General features: G+C 70.0%; 16 protein-coding genes. 6 read left to right on the top strand and 10 right to left on the bottom strand.

The window, feature by feature from the left end:
• Nucleotides 1-80: 80 nt before the first annotated feature.
• Nucleotides 81-1,289 carry an IS30 family transposase gene (locus VF330_RS24625; protein WP_422655572.1) on the bottom strand — a complete coding sequence of 403 codons (1,209 nt, stop codon included), beginning with the start codon at nucleotides 1,287-1,289 and terminating at the stop codon, nucleotides 81-83.
• Between the two features lie 294 nt (nucleotides 1,290-1,583).
• Between VF330_RS24625 and VF330_RS24620 the strand changes: the two genes are divergently transcribed.
• From VF330_RS24620 to VF330_RS24610, 3 genes are read left to right on the top strand one after another with little or no spacing between them, the layout of a single operon-like run.
• Nucleotides 1,584-2,660, top strand: a complete 1,077-nt coding sequence (locus VF330_RS24620; protein WP_330854033.1) for a hypothetical protein — start codon at nucleotides 1,584-1,586, stop codon at nucleotides 2,658-2,660.
• Nucleotides 2,657-3,661 (top strand): ABC transporter ATP-binding protein, encoded by a 1,005-nt coding sequence (locus VF330_RS24615; protein ID WP_330854032.1) that lies wholly within the window; start codon nucleotides 2,657-2,659, stop codon nucleotides 3,659-3,661. Before VF330_RS24620 ends, VF330_RS24615 begins: the two co-directional genes overlap by 4 nt.
• Entirely contained in the window at nucleotides 3,658-4,470 is an 813-nt protein-coding gene (locus VF330_RS24610) for an ABC transporter permease (RefSeq protein WP_330854031.1), read from the top strand. Before VF330_RS24615 ends, VF330_RS24610 begins: the two co-directional genes overlap by 4 nt.
• 12 nt (nucleotides 4,471-4,482) lie before the next feature.
• Here the strand turns inward: VF330_RS24610 and VF330_RS24605 are convergent, their stop codons facing one another.
• From VF330_RS24605 to VF330_RS24590, 4 genes are read right to left on the bottom strand one after another with little or no spacing between them, the layout of a single operon-like run.
• Nucleotides 4,483-5,238 (bottom strand): SDR family oxidoreductase, encoded by a 756-nt coding sequence (locus tag VF330_RS24605; protein WP_330854030.1) that lies wholly within the window; start codon nucleotides 5,236-5,238, stop codon nucleotides 4,483-4,485.
• A 12-nt stretch (nucleotides 5,239-5,250) separates the two neighbouring features.
• Entirely contained in the window at nucleotides 5,251-6,201 is a 951-nt protein-coding gene (locus VF330_RS24600) for an ABC transporter ATP-binding protein (protein WP_330854029.1), read from the bottom strand.
• The gene (locus VF330_RS24595; RefSeq protein WP_330854036.1) at nucleotides 6,201-7,808 is read right to left on the bottom strand and encodes an iron ABC transporter permease; all 1,608 of its coding nucleotides are present in this window, start codon (nucleotides 7,806-7,808) and stop codon (nucleotides 6,201-6,203) included. The genes VF330_RS24600 and VF330_RS24595 overlap by 1 nt, the downstream gene beginning before the upstream one ends.
• Complete coding sequence (locus VF330_RS24590) at nucleotides 7,784-8,785, bottom strand: thiamine ABC transporter substrate-binding protein (RefSeq protein ID WP_414675443.1); 1,002 nt, start codon at nucleotides 8,783-8,785, stop codon at nucleotides 7,784-7,786. The genes VF330_RS24595 and VF330_RS24590 overlap by 25 nt, the downstream gene beginning before the upstream one ends.
• A gap of 138 nt (nucleotides 8,786-8,923) precedes the next feature.
• Between VF330_RS24590 and VF330_RS24585 the strand changes: the two genes are divergently transcribed.
• Nucleotides 8,924-9,217: a 4a-hydroxytetrahydrobiopterin dehydratase gene (locus VF330_RS24585; RefSeq protein WP_330854028.1), complete on the top strand. Its 294-nt coding sequence runs from the start codon at nucleotides 8,924-8,926 to the stop codon at nucleotides 9,215-9,217.
• A gap of 3 nt (nucleotides 9,218-9,220) precedes the next feature.
• On the opposite strand, the gene VF330_RS24580 is transcribed toward VF330_RS24585, so the two are convergent.
• The 4 genes from VF330_RS24580 to ychF form a co-directional block, all read right to left on the bottom strand.
• Nucleotides 9,221-10,408 (bottom strand): mannosyltransferase, encoded by a 1,188-nt coding sequence (locus tag VF330_RS24580; protein ID WP_330854034.1) that lies wholly within the window; start codon nucleotides 10,406-10,408, stop codon nucleotides 9,221-9,223.
• 281 nt (nucleotides 10,409-10,689) lie between these two features.
• Nucleotides 10,690-10,845: a DUF6131 family protein gene (locus VF330_RS24575; RefSeq protein ID WP_089949693.1), complete on the bottom strand. Its 156-nt coding sequence runs from the start codon at nucleotides 10,843-10,845 to the stop codon at nucleotides 10,690-10,692.
• Nucleotides 10,846-11,078: 233 nt separating this feature from the next.
• Nucleotides 11,079-12,218, bottom strand: coding sequence for a Fic family protein (locus VF330_RS24570; RefSeq protein WP_330854027.1), 1,140 nt, complete (start codon nucleotides 12,216-12,218; stop codon nucleotides 11,079-11,081).
• Between the two features lie 76 nt (nucleotides 12,219-12,294).
• Nucleotides 12,295-13,374, bottom strand: coding sequence for a redox-regulated ATPase YchF (gene ychF, locus VF330_RS24565; protein WP_330854026.1), 1,080 nt, complete (start codon nucleotides 13,372-13,374; stop codon nucleotides 12,295-12,297).
• 80 nt (nucleotides 13,375-13,454) lie between these two features.
• On the opposite strand from ychF, the gene VF330_RS24560 reads away from it, so the two are divergent.
• On the top strand, nucleotides 13,455-14,741 hold the full coding sequence (locus tag VF330_RS24560; RefSeq protein WP_330854025.1) for a bifunctional transcriptional activator/DNA repair enzyme AdaA: 1,287 nt from the start codon (nucleotides 13,455-13,457) through the stop codon (nucleotides 14,739-14,741).
• Complete coding sequence (locus VF330_RS24555; RefSeq protein WP_330854024.1) at nucleotides 14,738-15,235, top strand: methylated-DNA--[protein]-cysteine S-methyltransferase; 498 nt, start codon at nucleotides 14,738-14,740, stop codon at nucleotides 15,233-15,235. The genes VF330_RS24560 and VF330_RS24555 overlap by 4 nt, the downstream gene beginning before the upstream one ends.
• Before the next feature lie 62 nt (nucleotides 15,236-15,297).
• Here the strand turns inward: VF330_RS24555 and VF330_RS24550 are convergent.
• A partial coding sequence (locus tag VF330_RS24550) for an SbcC/MukB-like Walker B domain-containing protein (RefSeq protein WP_330854023.1) occupies nucleotides 15,298-17,130 on the bottom strand: 1,833 nt, incomplete at its 5' end.

The following is a 17,130-nucleotide window of genomic DNA, read 5'->3' as shown; positions in this document are numbered from 1 at the left end:
TTGCGTGCTTCCACCTGGGGGCGCTGCCCCCAGACCCCCGGCAATCTGGTGGATTCCAGGGGTCGTTGCAACGCGGGTGGTCAACTGGTTTCGGTGAGGAGCGTAGTCATGCGTTCGGCTGGGGTGTCCCAGCCGAGTGTTTCGCGTGGGCGGCCGTTGAGCTGGGCCGCGACGGCGTCGAGGTGGTCGCGGCTGTGGACTGATAGGTCGGTGCCTTTGGGAAAGTATTGGCGCAGCAGGCCGTTGGTGTTTTCGTTGCTGCCGCGTTGCCAGGGGCTGTGCGGGTCGCAGAAGTAGACCGGGATGTCGGTGGCGATGGTGAACCCGGCGTGGCTGGACATTTCGGCGCCCTGGTCCCAGGTCAGCGACCGCCAGAGGTGGGCGGGCAGGGCCTGGACGGTGTCGATCAGCGCGTCGCGGACGACGTCTGCGGTGCGTCCGGCCGGCAGGTGCACGAGCATGACGTAGCGGGTGGCGCGTTCGACCAGGGTGCCGATGGCGGATTTCTTGTCCTTGCCGATGATCAGGTCGCCTTCCCAGTGGCCGGGGACCGCGCGGTCGTCGGCCTCGGCGGGGCGTTCGCTGATCATGATCATCGGTGTGGCCATCCGCGGAACACGCTGCTGGGCCTGGCGGCGCGGTCGGCGCAGCGTCCGGCCGGTGCGCAACGCGGCGGTGAGTTCGCGGCGCAGTTCACCGCGTCCTTGGACGTAGAGGGCCTGGTAGATCGTCTCGTGGACCACGTGCAGCTCCGGCCGGTCAGGAAAGTCGCGGCGTAAGCGTGCCACGATCTGCTGCGGGCTCCACCTCAGGTCCAGCCCGTCCTGCACGGCCTGACGCAGCACGGGATTCGCGGCGAGCTTGCCGGTTTTCGGCCGCGGCCGGCGAGACTGGGCTCGCCGGTGGGCGGCATGAGGCCGGTAGTCACCGGTGCGTTCGTGAGCGTTGCGCCGCAGTTCCCGGCTGATCGTCGAGCACTCCCGGCCCAGCTCGGCCGCGATCTGCCGCATCGAGACACCCGCCCGGCGGCGGTCAGCGATCACGATCCGCTCGTCCTCGTTCAAGAACCTGCCACGCGGCCTCGCCGCCATCTCGGTGATCGGCGGCGCCGCCCTGTTCCATCTCGACCGCGGCCGGCCGTGACGCCACCGCTTCCCGGTCCGGTAGTTGACGCCGACGACCCGGCACGCCTCCCGACTGCTCACACCACTCGCCACAAGATCAAGATATGTGGCGCGTTCCCGATCCAGCCGCCCGCGCCTCGAGCGATCCTCCCGGATCTCGAACATCACAACCCCTGAACAACTCAGGCGTTGCAACGACCACTAGAACCCAAGAGATTGCCGGGGGTCTGGGGGCAGCGCCCCCAGGGAAAAGCACCCAACAGGAACCCGCCAACGCAACCGGGGAACGCCAAGCAACCGACGCGCCACCCAGCCAACCATCCCCTAAGGGTCACCCCGAAAACCCACCCAAAAGATCACCCGCAACCCGAAAACCCGCAGCTAGACCCAGTCTCAGCACCATCTCAGCAACCTCCCCCCAAGCTGTAACCACAAGCCCTTGGAGGAGGGGACCACAAGATGAACAAGCGAAAGGTGACCCTGGCCGCGTCAGCAGCCGTGGTGGTCACCGGTGCGGCAGGCCTGAGCCTGCTCGCCATGCCGGCAGGCGCAGGCCAGCCACCATCACTTCCGCAGGTCTCGGCCGAGACCCTCGTCGAGCAGGTCCTGACCAGCAAGCCGGGAGCGTTCGGCGGCACCGTGGAGGTCGACAACAAGCTCGGCCTCCCGGCGATCTCCGAGATCCCGCAGCTGGCCGACGGCAAGCACAGCGCCCGGATCTGGACCGACGGCAACGGCAAGGTCCGCCTGGCCCTGCCCAACGGCCAGTCCGAGCAGACCGTCGTCGACGACGGCACGACCACCTGGTCGTGGAACTCCGCCGACAACGAGGTCACGAAGTCGGAGCACCGGGGCGACAAGGGCGACAAGTCCGAGCCCGGCCGGGAGAACAAGGCGGTCGACCCGGCCGCCGCGGCCAGGGAGATCGTCGGCAAGACCAAGGAGTTCAGCGACATCAGCGTCGACGGCACCGCGCGCGTCGCGAACCGTGCCGCCTACGAGCTCGTGCTGACCCCCAAGGCCAGCGAGAAGACGCTGGTCCGCGAGGTGCGGATCGCCGTCGACTCCGAGCTCAAGATGCCGCTGCGCGTCGCGGTCCTGACCAACGGCACCGCGGAACCGGCCGGCACGGTCGGCTTCCGGGAGATCAACGTCGGGCCGCAGGACTCGAAGCTGTTCGAGTTCACGCCGCCGTCGGGCGCCAAGGTCACCACTCCGGAGGCCAAGGAGCAGCAGCGCGGCTCGAAGCCGGAGCTCGGCCTCGATCAGGCCCTGCAGGGTGAGAACCCGCAGGTCTTCGGCACGGGCTGGGACACGGTCGTCGGCGCGAGGATTCCCGCCCAGGCCATGACGCAGGTCCCGGCTGAGGCGCAGGGCCTGGTCGACCGGTTCACGAAGAAGGTCAGCGGCAGCTGGGGCAGCGGCAAGCTGTTCACGACCAAGGTCGCGACGGTCCTGATCGCGGACGACGGCCGGGTCGTCGCGGGCGCCGTGCCCGAGCAGGTGCTGTTCGACACGATCGGACAGGTGAAGTGACCACCTCGACCAGCGCGCCGGTGACAGCGCCCACCAAGAGCGCCGTCGCCGCGCGGACCAGGGGTCTGCGCAAGGAGTACGGGAGCACGGTCGCCGTGGACCGCGTGGACCTGGAAGTGCCGGAAGGAGCGGTGCTCGGCATGCTCGGCCCCAACGGGTCGGGCAAGACGACCACCATCCGGATGCTGCTCGGCCTGGTCCGCCCCACGCAGGGGGAGATCGAACTGCTCGGCAGGCCGCTCCCGGAGGGCGCCGAGCAGTCGCTGCCGCACGTGGGCGCGCTGGTCGAGGGTCCGGGGTTCCACCCGTTCCTCAGCGGGCGGGAGAACCTCGTCCGCTGTGCCGCGTTCGAACCACTCCTGCCGAAGAAGCAGATCAAGCAGGCCGTGGAGGACGCGATCGAACGCGTCGGGCTCGCCCAGGCGGCCCACCGCAGGTACCGGGGGTACTCGCTCGGCATGAAGCAGCGTCTCGGCCTCGCCGGGGCGTTGCTCGTGCCGCGCAAGCTGGTCGTGCTCGACGAGCCGACCAACGGCCTCGACCCGGCGGGCACCCGCGAGATTCGCAAGATCATCGCGGAGCTGCACGCGGCCGGCAGCACCGTCGTCGTCTCCAGCCACCTGCTGAGCGAGGTCGAGGCCACCTGCACGCACGTCGCGGTGCTGCACCGCGGCACCGTGGTGGCGCAGGGGGAGCTGACCGAGCTGCTCCAAGCGGGCGGGTCGGCGCTCCAGGTGATCACGCCGGACGTCGAGACGGCGCTCAGCGCGTTGCGGCAGGCGAAGATCTCCGCCCGGCCGCTGAACGACGGTCTGCGCATCGAGCTCGCGGGGACGAGCGCGCCGCAGGTCATCGAGACGCTCGTCAAGGCGGGCGTGCAGGTCTTCGAGGCCACGCGCTGGAAGACGGGCCTGGAGGAGCTGTTCGCGCGGCTCACCGAGGCCGAGGAGGCCGAACGCGGGATGTCCGCCGTGGACACGCTGGACGGGGGCTCGCGATGACCATGCTCACGCGTCAGTTCGGTTCCGAGGTGCGCTGGATGCTGCGCAGGCCTCGCACGCTCATCGGGCTGTTCGGCCTGGCCCTGGTGCCGATCATCATCAGCTTCGGCATCTGGACGGCCGGCGGCGACGAGGGTGGCGGCGGGCCGGGGCTCGCCGCGATCCTGCAGGGCAACGGCATGGTCGTGCCGATCTTCACGCTGTTCCTGTCGCTCAACCTGTTGCTGCCGCTGGTGGCGTCGATCTGGGCGGCGGACGGGCTCGCGGGCGAGGCGCAGCACGGCACGTTGCGCGGCCTGCTGGTCGCGCCGGTGTCACGAGTGCGGCTGCTGTTCGTGAAGCTGTTCGGGCTCACCGCGATGTCGCTCGTGGCCGTCACGCTGATGGCCGTCGTCGGGATCATCGCCGGCACGGCGTTCCTCGGCACCGACGGCATGATGACGCTGTCCGGCACGACCCTCTCGACCGCGGACGGCCTGCTGCGCATCGCCCTGTTCGTCGTCCTGGTGACCTTCCAGATGGTGTCGATCGGCGCGGTGGCCCTCGCGGTCAGCTCGGCGACCGAACACCCGCTGGTCGTGCAGGCGGCGACGATGACGACGATCATCGTGTTCCAGGTGCTCGGGCAGTTCTCGTCGCTGGACTGGCTGCACCCGTTCCTGATCACGACCGGGTTCCCCGGGCTGATCGACGTGATGCGCGACCCGATCCCGCTCGACCAGATCTGGGACAGCACGCTGCTCGCGGGCTGCTACCTGCTGATCGGCACGGGTCTGGCGGCGATCCGCCTGATCACGAAGGACAACTAGCGCCGAGAAGGACTAGCGCCGGAAGCCGCCCTCGCTGTTGATCACCTGACCGGTGATCCACCCGGCGTCGTCGGTGCAGAGCCAGGAGATCAGCCGGGCGGCGTCGTCCGGCAGGCCCCAGCGCCCCGACGGCATCCGCTCGGCCACGAAGTCCGCGAGCTCCGGCCCCGCCCACCCCGTGTCGGTGGGGCCGGGGTTCACCGCGTTGACGGTGATGCCCCGGCCGGCCAGCTCGTGCGACAGCGTCGTCACGACCGCCGCCAGCGCCCCCTTCGACGCCGCGTAGGCGACTTCGCCGGGCATGGCCCCGAGGTTCTGCCCGGACGTCAGGAACACGACGCGCCCACCCGAGTCCCCGTCCCACCTGCGGGCAAACGCTTGCGCCAGCAGGATCGACGACCGGGTGTTCACCGCGTGGTGCCCGTCGAGCATCTCGGCCGTCACCTCGGCCAGCGACCCGTCACCACCGGACCGCGCGTGGTTGCACACCAGCACGTCGACGCGTCCGAGCTCCTCGACGGCCGCGGCCACCACCCGTTCCGGCGCGTCCGGGTCGGCCAGGTCCGCACCCAGCCCCCGCGCGCCGAGTCCGGCCAGCACCTCGTCCACGGAGTCCGCACCCCACGGCTGCGCCTCGTCGTGCGGGACGTGGTGCTGCACGAACAGCTCGGCGCCCAGCCCGCGCAGCCGGGACGCGATCGCGTGACCGATGCCCTGCCGCCTGCTCACGCCGGTGACCAGCGCGACCCGTCCTTCGAGAAGTCCCATGAGGCCCAATGACTACCCGACGCGCGCGACGCCGTCCAAGTCGATTGCGAGCCGCACGTGGTCCCCCACCGACACCGGTCCCACGGCCTCGTACTCCTCGCCGCCGATCTCCACGAGCAGCCGCACGTGGTCGCGCCGGTGCACGCGTTCCAGCACCGTGCCCTCCAGCAGCCCGTCCGGGTCGACCCGCAACGCCGTGGCGCGCAACCCGACCCGTTCGACGTCCAGCCCCACGAACGAGCCGGGCACGAACTTGCTGCACCCCAGGAACTTCGCCGTCTCCACGTCGACCGGCGACGACCACACCTCCGCGGGCGGCCCGACCTGCACGATCCGGCCGCGCGACATGATCGCCACGCGGTCGGCCAGCGTGAAGGCCTCGTCGTGGTCGTGCGTCACGACCAACGCCGTCGTCGCCGCCTCCCGCAGCAGCCGCGCCAGGTCGACGGCGAGCTGCTCGCGCAACGCCCTGTCCAGCGCCGACAACGGCTCGTCCAGCAGCAGCAACCGCGGCGACGGCGCCAACGCCCGCGCCAGCGCGACCCGTTGCTGCTCACCGCCGGACAGCTGGGTCACGCGGCGGCCGGCGTACCCCTCAAGCCCCACCAGCTCCAGCAACGACAGCACCCGCTTGTCGCGCTCCTCCCGCTCCACTCCCCGCATCCGCAGCCCGAACGCGACGTTGCCCGCCACCGTCCGGTGCGGGAAGAGCTGCCCGTCCTGGAACACCAGCCCGAACTCGCGCCGGTGCACCGGAACTCCCGCCAGGTCGGCGGAATCCCACCGCACCGCACCGGAAGACGGCTTCTCCAACCCCGCGACCGTGCGCAGCAACGTCGACTTCCCGCACCCGGACGGCCCGAGCAGCGCCACGACCTCGCCGTCCGCCACGGACAACGACACGTCCGACACCGCCACCGCCTGTCCATAGCGGACGGTGATCGAGTCCAGCTCCAGTGCCATCAGAACTCCCCGCTGCTCGGCACGCGCAACCGTTCGATCAGCAGCACGCACCCGACCGTCACGACCATCAGCAGCGCGCACGCCGCGTAGGCCATCTGGCTGTTCAACTCGCCGGGCCGCGACATCAGCCGCGCGATCACCACCGGCAACGTCGGCGAGTCCGGCCGCGCGAGGAAGCTCGTCGCCCCGAACTCGCCCAGCGCCACGACGTACCCGAACCCGGCCGCCGCGGCCAGCGACCGCCCCGCCAGCGGCAGGTCGACCTCGCGCCACACCCGTGACGGCGAGGCGCCCAGCGTCGCCGCCGCCTGCCGCAGCCGTTCGTCGACGGCCCGCAGGACCGGCAGCACCATCCGCACGACCAACGGCGTCACGACCAGCGCCTGCGCCAGCGGCACGAGCAGCGGTGACGTGCGGAAATCGCCCGGCAACGCGTCCATCGTGACCAGGTACCCGAAGCCCACGGTCACCGCGGACACCCCGAGCGGCAGCATCAGCGCGGTGTCGAGCACCTCGGCGAAGCGGCTCCCGGACCGCCGCAGCCCGACCAGCACCACCGCCGAGAACACCCCGACGACCAGCGCCACCAGCGTCGCGTCGAACGCCGTCCGCAGCGAGTTGACCGCCGCGTCGATGCCGGTCACCGCCAGCGTGCCGCGGTCACCGCGGGTGTTGAGCGCCACGTACCCGGCGAAGCTCCATCCGTCCCGAGTGGACAGTGAGCGCGCGAGGAGACCGACCACCGGCGTCAGCAACGCCACCACGACCGCGAACGCGGCGGCCACGACGCACCACTCGCCACCGGACGGCCGGCGCGCCAGCTCTTCCCTGCCGCGCAACGACAACGCGGTCTCCCGCCGACGCCGGGCCAGGGCACCGAGGACCAGCACCGCCAGCACGGCGGCGAACTGCAGCAGCGACAGCGCCGCCGCCCCGGACAGGTCGAACAGCTCGACCGTCCGCAGGTAGATCTCGGTCTCCAGCGTCCGGTACCGCGACCCGCCCAGCACCAGCACGACACCGAAGCTGGTGGCGCAGAACAGGAACACGACCGCCGCCGCGGACCCGATCGCGGGTGCCAACGCCGGCAGCACCACGGACAGGAACGCCCGCGGCCGCGAAGCCCCGAGCGCACGGGCCGCGTCCTCCGCCCGGCGGTCGGTGTGCGCCCACAGCCCGCCGACGGTCCGCGCGACCACGGCGACGTTGAAGAACGCGTTGGCCAGCACGATCGGCAGCACCCCGCCGTCCGGCCAGAACGTCCGGAAGGCCAGTCCCACCACCACGGTCGGCAGCACGAACGGCACCATGACGGCAGCCCTGACCAGCCCCAGCCCGCGGATCCGGCACCGCGCCAGCACGAACGCCAGCGGCATCCCGGCGACGACGGCCACGATCGTCGACGCCAGGGCCTGTCCGAGGGTGAAGCCGACCAGCTCCCAGGTGTCGCCCTCGAAGAGCGACTTCAGGACACCGCCCTCGCGGAGCCCGAGCGACACGATCGCCAGCACGGGCCACGCGAAGAACAACCCCAGGAAGGCCAGCGGCAGCAACGCCGCCGCGGACCACCCGGTTCGAGAGCTCAGCCCTGCACCAGCTTGCGCCACTGCTCGACCCACGCCTCGCGGTTGTCCTTCACCTTGTCCGCGGGCAGCGTCTGCGGGTTCGACGGCAGCGGCGCGTCCTTGGTCCACGACTCGGGCAGCGCGACGCCCTCGCGCGACGGGTAGACGTACATCTGCTCGGCCACCTGGGCCTGGAACTTCTCGCCCAGCAGGAAGTCGAGGACCTTCTTCGCGTCCTCGGGGTTCTTGGCGCCGGACAGCACGCCCGCGTACTCGACCTGGCGGTAGCAGGTGTCCAGCACCGCCTTGGTCTTGCCGCCCTCCGCCGACGGCGACGACGCGTAGGACACGACGATCGGCCGGTCGCCCTTGGTGGCCGAGAACTCCTGGTTGTAGGCCTCTTCCCAGCCGCTCACGACCTTGACGCCGTTGGCCTTGAGCTTGGTCCAGTAGTCCTGCCAGCCGTTCTCGCCGAACTTCGCGACCGTGCCGAGCAGGAACGCGAGACCGGGCGACGAGGTGGCCGGGTTCTCGACGACCAGCTTGTCCTTGAACTTCGGGTCGACGAGGTCCTCGTACGACTTCGGCTCGACGCCGCCGAGCTTGGCCGGGTCGATGTTCAGGCACACGTCGCCGACGTCGACGGCGTGCAGCTTGTTCGAGGTGTCGGCCTGGTACCGCTGCGCGCCCTTCGACGCCTCAGGCGAGGCGTACTCGGCGAACACTCCCTCGCTCAAGGCCCGCGACGCGAACGTCGAGTCGACGCCGAACGCGACGTCGCCGATCGGGTTCGACTTGGTGAGCACCAGCTTATTCGTCAGCTCGCCGGCGTCGCCGCTCGCGAGCTGCTTGACCGTGATGCCGGAGGACTTCTGGAACTCGTCCAGCACCTCCGGCTTGACCACGAACGAGTCGTGCGTCACCAGCGTGACCTCGTGCGACTGCGGTGCGGACGACGAACCGGCAGAGCACCCGGTCAGCGTCACGACCGCGACGAGGACAGCGAAAATCCTTCTCACGTCAAATCTCTCCCTACGCCGGTATGACCCGGATCAGGTGGACGGTCGAGGGCTTGCGAGCCCTCCTCTCAGCCCGGCGCTTCACCGGACTCCCGTGGCAAACGCGCAGCCTACGTGACGTGGTGGGACGATCAGGACATGGCCGAGCTGTTGAGCGACGATCAGTTGGACGACGTGCTGCCGAAACTGCCCGACTGGACCGCCCAGGAGGCGTCCCTGGTGCGGACCGTGGAGCTGGAGAGCTTCGCGCAGGCGATCATGGTCGTGAACCGGGTCGCGGAGATCGCGGAGAACGACAACCACCACCCGGACGTCGACATCCGGTACAAGACGCTGACATTCCGCCTGAGCACGCACTACAAGGGCGGGATCACCGCACTCGACGTGACCCTCGCAGAGGAGATCGACGGAGTGCTGGACGCCCTGGCCTGACCCTCAGCCGGCGACCGCGCTGGTCTCGGTGTCCTCGTCCCGCGCGGGCGCCGAGGCCTTGCGCCTGGTCGCCAGCCCGATCGCGACGAGCGTGAGCATGCCGGCGGCCGGATAGCCCCAGCCGAGCACGACGAAGATCCACGGCCGCGGGAAGTCCCAGATGTTCGGCTGGGCTAGCAGCAGGAACGAGATCAGGTAGCCACCGGTCAGCACCACCCACAGACCGGCGGTGATCTTGCACAGCAGGTGTCCGCCCTCGTAGGTCAGCCACAGCAGGGCGGGCACCATCCACACCCAGTGGTGGCTCCACGAGATCGGCGAGACCAGCAGCCCCAGCACCTGGACGCTGATGATCAACGCCAGCACGTCCTTGGTCCTGCTGACGGCGAACCACGTCAGCGCCGCGGCGACGAGCACGGCGACGATGTAGATCGGTCCGGTCTTCACGTCGTAGCCGAACGTCCGGCTCAGCGCACCGCGCATCGACTGGTTGATCGCGCTGCCGACGGGCCCCACCCGGCTCGCGTCGCCGAGGAGCTGGAACCAGAACTTGTCCGACTGCGACGGCGAGATCGCCCACCCGATCCCGTACACCACGGCAAAAGCGACGAACGACCACACAGCGGCCATCCACCGCCGTTGGATCAGGAAGAACAACCCGGAGATGGCCGGCGTCAGCTTGATGCCGGCTGTGAAACCGACACCCGCGCCACCGACCCAGTTCCGCGCGCTCGCGAGCGTGCCGATCAGGATCGCGCACAGCACCAGGTTGATCTGGCCGTAGTTGAGCGTCGTGCGCACCGGCTCGATCCACAGCACCAGCGCGGTCCAGAACATCGCGCGGCGCGGGTCGTCCAGCCTCAGCAGCCTGAGGCTGGTCCGGACGATGAAGTAGAGGCAGGCCAGGCAGATGATCTGCCACACCCAGCGCGAGGCCTCCCACGGGATCCAGCTCATCGGCGTGAAGATCGCGGCGGCGAACGGCGGGTACGTGAAGGGCAGCGGGAACACGTCCGCGTACTGGTCGAGCCGCCACTCGTACAGGTCGCCGGAGAACAGGTGCGGCGACCCGTTGCGGTAGACCAGCAGGTCGATCATAGTCATCTTCGTCTGGAAGGCGACCATGAACAGGTGCCCGACCACCGACAACGCGAGCAGCCACGGTGCTACGGAGAGCACTCGCGCTTCCACAGCACGGAGTTTCACCCCGAAAACGTTACCCGAGGCAACTTTTGGGGGTACCCGAGCGTCAAGTAGTTCGGGAGATCGCTCAAGGGGAGTTTTTCAAGTCATGTCTGCTGATGTCATCGTTGCCGTTGTCGCTGCTCTGGCCATGCTGGGTGTTGCCTTCGGCGTCTTCGCCGCCGCCGCCCGCGCCAAGAACAGCTTGTAACCGTTGGTGCACGAGCGAAAGGGGGAGCCTCCACAGTGGAGGCTCCCCCTTTCGGGTTCAGAGCTGAAGTGCCGGTCGATCAGAAGTAGTGCGCGCGACCGCCGACCGGCTTGCCCACGGCACCCAGGACGGCGAGGATCGCGCCGATCACCAGGAGCACAACGCCCAGCGTCGTCAGGATGCTGATACCGGCCAGCCATCCGACGACGAGCAGAATCAGACCGAGGACGATCATTGCCTACCTCCAGGTGGGGAATCCTGTACTGGAGGTACCCCACGAAGGTCGGTACAAACCTCAACTCCTGAAGATGTCTCGGCCCCGCGAAAGCATTGGTTCCCAATGCTTTCGTCATCTCCACTCCATTTGGCGCAAACGGTTGCGCGACGTGCCCTCGCGAGTGCGCGCAGTGACCACGTAAGCGCCATATCAGCGACAAAAACGACGAAGGCCCCTCCCTGACGAGAGATCTATCGGCGCTTGTAAGGGTCGACCAGCGTCAGCGGTGTCCGAGCCGCCTGCAGAGCCGCTTCCGGAAAAGCCGGGCCGACGGTGTAGAACCGGGCGCGGGTCCGACCAACCGGCTTCAGAACGCCCCCGGTGACCAGGTCCCTCAGATCGCGCTGGGCTCGCTGCAGGCCCAGCTCTTCCGTGCGCTCGTAGCGCGTCCGACGCACCCTGCCCGACATCGCCACGTCGTGCAGTGCAGAGACGATCCGCGGCTCCATCCCCTTCGCCTCCGCGAACTCGCCGAGCAGGAGCCACACCCGGCCCGAACGCTCCAGCCGGCCGCGCACCGTCTGCGCCTGCTGGTGGTAAGCGGTGAGGTTGAACCGGACCCAGTCGGACACGTCCTGGTCCGGCTGATAGGTCGCCCCGCGGTTCTGGAGTTCGCGGTAGTACTCCCAGGTGTTCCCCGGCCGGCCGAGCCAAGCCTCGATCGAGGAGAACTCGGGAGCCAGCTCGCCCGCTCTCGCGATCATGAGCGTCTGGAGGGACCGGGACATGCGCCCGTTCCCGTCTGCCCACGGGTGGATGGACACGAGGTGCAGATGCGCCATCGCGGCTCGAACCAGGGGATGATTGTCGTCATCCGCATTGAGCCAGAGGACCAGTTCCTCGATCAACGCGGGAACATCAGCTGCATCCGGCGCCGTGTAGACCGCGATGCCGGCGTCACGGGCGTCCGTCACGTACACGGGACCACGTCGCCACTGCCCCGCCGGCTTGCGGCGGGTGTGCCGGTGCCCCTGCAACATCCAGTGGAGCGCGTTGAGGAACTCCTTGCCGTAGCGGAAGTCCACGACGTCATGCAGCGTCTGGATATAGGTCATCATCCGCTGGTACGCGAGAGTCTCGTCGCGATCCTCTTCGGAGACGTCGACATCCCGTTCGCCTTCGAGAAGGTCCTCGACGTCGACCGTCGACACCTTGAAGCCTTCGATCGAGTTGGAGGCCGCAACCGCGTCGGCTGTCAAGAACTTGCGCAAACCCTCGGTCCACTTGGAGGGAGAAGATCGGACCTGCAAGCTCAATGACTCCCGAAGCTCGTCGATCTCGCCGAGAACGCGTTGGTCCTCGGTGTTGAGCTCAGGCGTGGGGTACAGCATCATGCCAAGATAGATTGACGCAATCATTACGTCAATGCGTCTGGCGCCGGATCGTTGAACCCGGCGCCAGCGCAGGTCAGACGTTGAAGCGGAACTCCACCACGTCGCCGTCCGCCATCACGTAGTCCTTGCCCTCCATGCGGACCTTGCCCGCCGCCTTCGCGTCGGCCTTCGAGCCCGATGCCACCAGGTCGTCGAACGACACGACCTCGGCCTTGATGAAGCCCTTCTCGAAGTCCGTGTGGATCACGCCGGCGGCCTGCGGGGCGGTGGCGCCCTGCGGGATCGTCCAGGCGCGCGCCTCCTTCGGGCCCGCGGTCAGGTAGGTCTGCAGGCCGAGGGTGTGGAAGCCGGCGCGGGCCAGGGCGTGCAGGCCCGGCTCGCTCTGGCCGATCGATTCCAGCAGCTCCAGGGCCTCCGACTCGTCGAGCTCGAGGAGCTCCGACTCGACCTTGGCGTCGAGGAAGACGGCGTCGGCGGGGGCGACCAGCTCGCGCAGCTCCTTCAGGCGGGCCTCGTCGGTCAGCACGCCCTCGTCGGCGTTGAAGACGTAGAGGAACGGCTTGGTGGTGAGCAGCGACAGCTCGCGCAGCAGCTCTCCGTCCACTTCGGACTGGGCGGAGAACAGCGTGCGGCCGGAGTCGAGGAGGTCCTTGGCCTTCTTCGCGTTCTCGAGGACGGCGCGGCGGTCCTTCTGCATCCGCGCCTCCTTCTCGATGCGCGGGATGGCCTTCTCCAGGGTCTGGAGGTCGGCGAGGATCAGCTCGGTGTTGATCGTCTCGATGTCGCTCGACGGGTCGACGCGACCGTCGACGTGCACGACGTCCGGGTCGTCGAAGACGCGGATGACCTGGCAGATCGCGTTGGCCTCGCGGATGTTGGCGAGGAACTTGTTGCCGAGGCCCTCACCCTCCGACGCGCCCTTCACGATGCCCGCGATGTCGACGAACGACACGACGGCGGGCACCTCGCGTTCGGAGCTGAAGATCTCCGCCAGCTTGGTGAGGCGCGCGTCCGGCAGCGGCACGACGCCCACGTTCGGCTCGATGGTCGCGAACGGGTAGTTCGCGGCGAGCACGTCGTTGCGCGTCAGCGCATTGAACAGGGTGGACTTGCCGACGTTGGGCAGGCCGACGATACCGAGGGTCAAACTCACGAGCGACGAGTCTACGGCAGGCGACGGTCGTGTCCGATTCCCGCGAGCCATCGCCCGTTCCCGCTGGCAGGATCGTCGGCATGGTCATCGACGAAGAACACGCGTACCGGGTGTGCTCCGCACGTGACGCCCGTTTCGACGGGTGCTTCATCCACGCGGTGCGCACGACCGGCATCTACTGCCGGCCGTCGTGCCCCGCGGTGACCCCGAAGCGCCGCAACAGCCGGTTCTTCCTGACGGCGGCCGCCGCGCAGTCGGCCGGGTTCCGCGCCTGCCGCCGGTGCCTGCCGGACGCCACGCCCGGCTCGCCCGAGTGGAACCTGCGGGCGGACCTAGCGGGCAGGGCGATGCGCCTGATCAGCGACGGCATCGTCGAACGCGACGGCGTGTCCGGGCTCGCCGCGAAGCTCGGCTACTCGGAACGCCACCTCACCCGAGTGCTGACCGCCGAACTCGGTGCCGGGCCGCTCGCGCTGGCACGGGCGCACCGCGCGCACGCGGCGCGGTTGCTGATCGAGACGACCGAGCTGCCGTTCGCGGACATCGCGTTCGCCGCCGGGTTCGCCTCGGTGCGGCAGTTCAACGACACCATCCGCATGGTGTTCGCCTCGACGCCGTCCGACATGCGCGGCCGCGGCAAGGCACCGGTCGGCACGCCGGGCCGGATCGTGCTGCGGCTGCCCTACCGGCCGCCGTTCGACTCGGCCGGCCTGCTCGCGCACTTCCGGGCCCACGCGCTGCCCGGCGTCGAGGAGGTCACCGACGACTCCTACGCGCGCACGATGTCGTTGCCGCACGGCGAGGCGACGGTCCGGCTGACGTTCCCGGCGGACCACGTCCTGTGCTCGCTGCGCCTCGCCGACGTGCGCGACCTGGGCGCGGCGGTCTCCCGCGTGCGGCGGCTGCTGGACCTCGACGCCGACCCGGTCGCCGTGGACACGTTCCTCGGCGCGGACGCCGTGATCGGACCGATGGTCCGCGCGGTGCCGGGGATCAGGGTGGCGGGCAGCGTCGACGGCGCCGAGACGCTGCTGCGGCTGGTGGCGCCGTTCGAGGGCGTGCCGATGCGGATCCCGGACGGCACCCTGACCCACCTCTACTCGGCCGGGGACCACCCCGTCACCGAGGCGCTCGCGAGCGGCAGACTCGTCATCGACGTGGGCCGCTCGATCGAGGACCTGACCGAGGAGCTCGCACACCTGGTGGGCACGACCGTGGCCGACGAGGTCGCCATGCGGGTGCTGGGCGCGCCGGACGTGCTGGTGCTCCCCCGGTCGATGCGGGACCTGGCTTCCCACGGCCCCGACTGGCGGCCGTGGCGCTCCTACGCGGGAGCACACCTGACGAGGAAGGCAGCAACATCATGAGCGTCGCGCACACGTCCACCGTGGAGACCCCCGCGGGGCCGTTCACCGCGATCGTCGCGCAGGACGGAGCGGTGCTGGCGAGCGGCTGGACCGGCGACATCGCCCTGCTGACGCCCCAGATCCACGCGTCCCTGATGCCCTCAGAGATCACGCCCAGGCAGGACCTGGGCGACGTCACCAAGGCCGTCGTGGCCTACCACGAGGGCGACCTGACCTCGATCGACACCGTCGAGGTCCGCCAGAAGTCCGGCCCGTTCCTGCAGCACGCGTGGGACGTCCTGCGCACGGTCCGCGCCGGCGAGCCCGTCACCTACAGCGAGTACGCGGAGCTGTCCGGCCGTCCCGCCGCCATCCGCGCCGCGGCTTCGGCGTGCGCCCGCAACTCGGTGGCGCTGTTCGTGCCGTGCCACCGGGTGATCCGGATCGGCGGCAACCTCGGCGGCTTCCGCTGGGGCCTCGACGTCAAGCGCTGGCTGCTCGCCCACGAGCGCTGACCGGCCAGGGTGATCTCCGGCGGCCGCCACGTGGGACAGCATGCGCGGACAGGGCCTGAGCGTCAGCCCAGCGACATCTCCAACGTCGACCCGGTGCGCGCCTTGCGCACCCGCAGCCGGGTCGGGATCCGCTGCCGCAGCTCCTCGACGTGCGACACCAGCCCGACGACGCGGCCGCCCGCGCGCAGCTCGTCGAGGGTGTTCATGACGATGTCCAGCGTGTCCGAGTCGAGCGTGCCGAAGCCCTCGTCGACGAACAGCGTGTCGAGCAGCGCGCCGCCGGTCTCGTTGGCCACCACGTCCGCCAGGCCCAGGGCCAGCGACAACGACGCCAGGAACGACTCGCCGCCCGACAGCGTCTTGGCGGGGCGGGAGCGGCCCGAGTAGTCGTCCAGCACGTCGAGGCTCAGGCCGCCGCGGGTGCCGCGGGCGCCGGCCGTGTCCGAGTGCACGAAGCTGTAGCGGCCCTGGCTCATGCGGTGCAGGCGGGCCGACGCGGCGACGGCGACCTCCTCCAGGCGCGCTGCCAGCACGTACGACCGCAGGGTCATCTTCTTCGAGTTCTGGCCGCGGCCGTTGATCACGTCGGTCAGCGCGTCCAGCTCGGCGTAGGTGGCTTCGAGCGGCTCCAACGACTTCCGCTCGGCGCGCAGGCGGGCGGCCAGCTCGCTCACGCGGTCCAGGGCCGCCTGGGCACGAGCCAGGCCCGTCTGAGCGGCGGACGCGGCCGCACGCGCCGAGGACGCCTGGGCCGTCACCTCGTTCAGGTCGACCTCGTCGGCCGGGTCGACCTCGGCCAGCTCCTCCAGCGTCGCGAGAGCGGAGGCGCGGGCGCGTTCCCAGGCGGCGATGCGGTCGTCCAGCGCCTGGAGCTTGATCGCCGGGCGGTGGGCGGCCAGTGCGGCGGCGACGTCCGGGAAGCCCGCCTCGGTGGCCAGTGCGGCGACCGAGGCCTGCTGCTCCTCGACGCGGGCCAGGGCGCCGGCGCGGGCGTTGCGGCGTTCGTCCAGCTCCACGAGGGCCTTCGCGAGCTTGAGCAGGTGGTCGCGGCGGGTCAGGACGTCCTCGTGCTCGCCGCGGGCCTTGTCCAGGCGCGCACCGCGTTCCTCGACGACCGCGACGAGCGACGTGTGCTCGGTGCGCAGACCGACCAGGTCCTGCTCGACCTGGCCCTTCTCCGCCTCCAGTTCGCGCTTCTTCGCCTCCAGCCCGACGAACTCGGTCTGGCGCTGCGACCGGGTGCGGGCCAGCTCCGCCGCCGCGCGGTACTCGGACAGCGCGACGTCCGGCTCCTCCGGGCCCAGCGCCTCCCAGCACGCCTGGATGCGCAGCTCGGCGGCGTGCGCGGCCCGTTCGGCGTCGTTGCGGCGGTCGAGCGCGGCCTGCTCCTCGCGGGCCGCGTCCTCCTCGTCGGCCGCGTCGACACCGCCGAGCATCGGCTGGGCGGGAGCGGGATGGCTCGGCGAACCGCAGACCGCGCAGGGCTTGCCGCTCTTCAACGCCGCCGCCAGCTCGATCGCCATGTTCTCCAGGCGCTGGTGGCGGACCTGCTGCAGCACGTCCTTGGTCTTCTGGTGGACGTCGATCGCCTGGTGCAGCTCGTTCTTGGTGCGCTCCAACGCCTTCGTCGCGCCCGGCAGCGCCTCGGCCGCGTCCGCGCGGGCCTTCAGCGACTCCAACCGGCCGGAGGCCTCCACGGCGGCGTCGAGCTGCGCACGGCACTGCGCCAGGCGTTCGGGCAGCACCTCCAGCTCGGCGCTCAGCGCGAGCAGCCGGCGTTCGACCTGGTAGGAGGAGTTCTTCAGCACCGACAGCTTGCGCACGTCGGCCTGCTGGCGTTCGGCCTCGGCCGCCAGCTCGCCCAGGCCACCGGCCTCCTCGCGGTGGCGCTCGGC

Origin of the sequence: Lentzea sp. (assembly GCF_036380075.1) — a bacterium.
Classification (GTDB): domain Bacteria; phylum Actinomycetota; class Actinomycetes; order Mycobacteriales; family Pseudonocardiaceae; genus Lentzea.
This window is presented reverse-complemented; position numbering and strand designations above follow the sequence as displayed.

Bases quoted from the DNA above. Each gene is read 5' to 3' on its own strand.
- VF330_RS24560 (WP_330854025.1), top strand. From the start codon at position 13,455: ATGGTCATCGACGAAGAACACGCGTACCGGGTGTGCTCCGCACGTGAC.
- VF330_RS24610 (WP_330854031.1), top strand. From the start codon at position 3,658: ATGACCATGCTCACGCGTCAGTTCGGTTCCGAGGTGCGCTGGATGCTG.
- VF330_RS24570 (WP_330854027.1), bottom strand. From the start codon at position 12,218: ATGCTGTACCCCACGCCTGAGCTCAACACCGAGGACCAACGCGTTCTC.
- VF330_RS24585 (WP_330854028.1), top strand. From the start codon at position 8,924: ATGGCCGAGCTGTTGAGCGACGATCAGTTGGACGACGTGCTGCCGAAA.
- VF330_RS24620 (WP_330854033.1), top strand. From the start codon at position 1,584: ATGAACAAGCGAAAGGTGACCCTGGCCGCGTCAGCAGCCGTGGTGGTC.
- VF330_RS24605 (WP_330854030.1), bottom strand. From the start codon at position 5,238: ATGGGACTTCTCGAAGGACGGGTCGCGCTGGTCACCGGCGTGAGCAGG.
- VF330_RS24625 (WP_422655572.1), bottom strand. From the start codon at position 1,289: ATGTTCGAGATCCGGGAGGATCGCTCGAGGCGCGGGCGGCTGGATCGG.
- VF330_RS24555 (WP_330854024.1), top strand. From the start codon at position 14,738: ATGAGCGTCGCGCACACGTCCACCGTGGAGACCCCCGCGGGGCCGTTC.
- VF330_RS24600 (WP_330854029.1), bottom strand. From the start codon at position 6,201: ATGGCACTGGAGCTGGACTCGATCACCGTCCGCTATGGACAGGCGGTG.
- VF330_RS24575 (WP_089949693.1), bottom strand. From the start codon at position 10,845: ATGATCGTCCTCGGTCTGATTCTGCTCGTCGTCGGATGGCTGGCCGGT.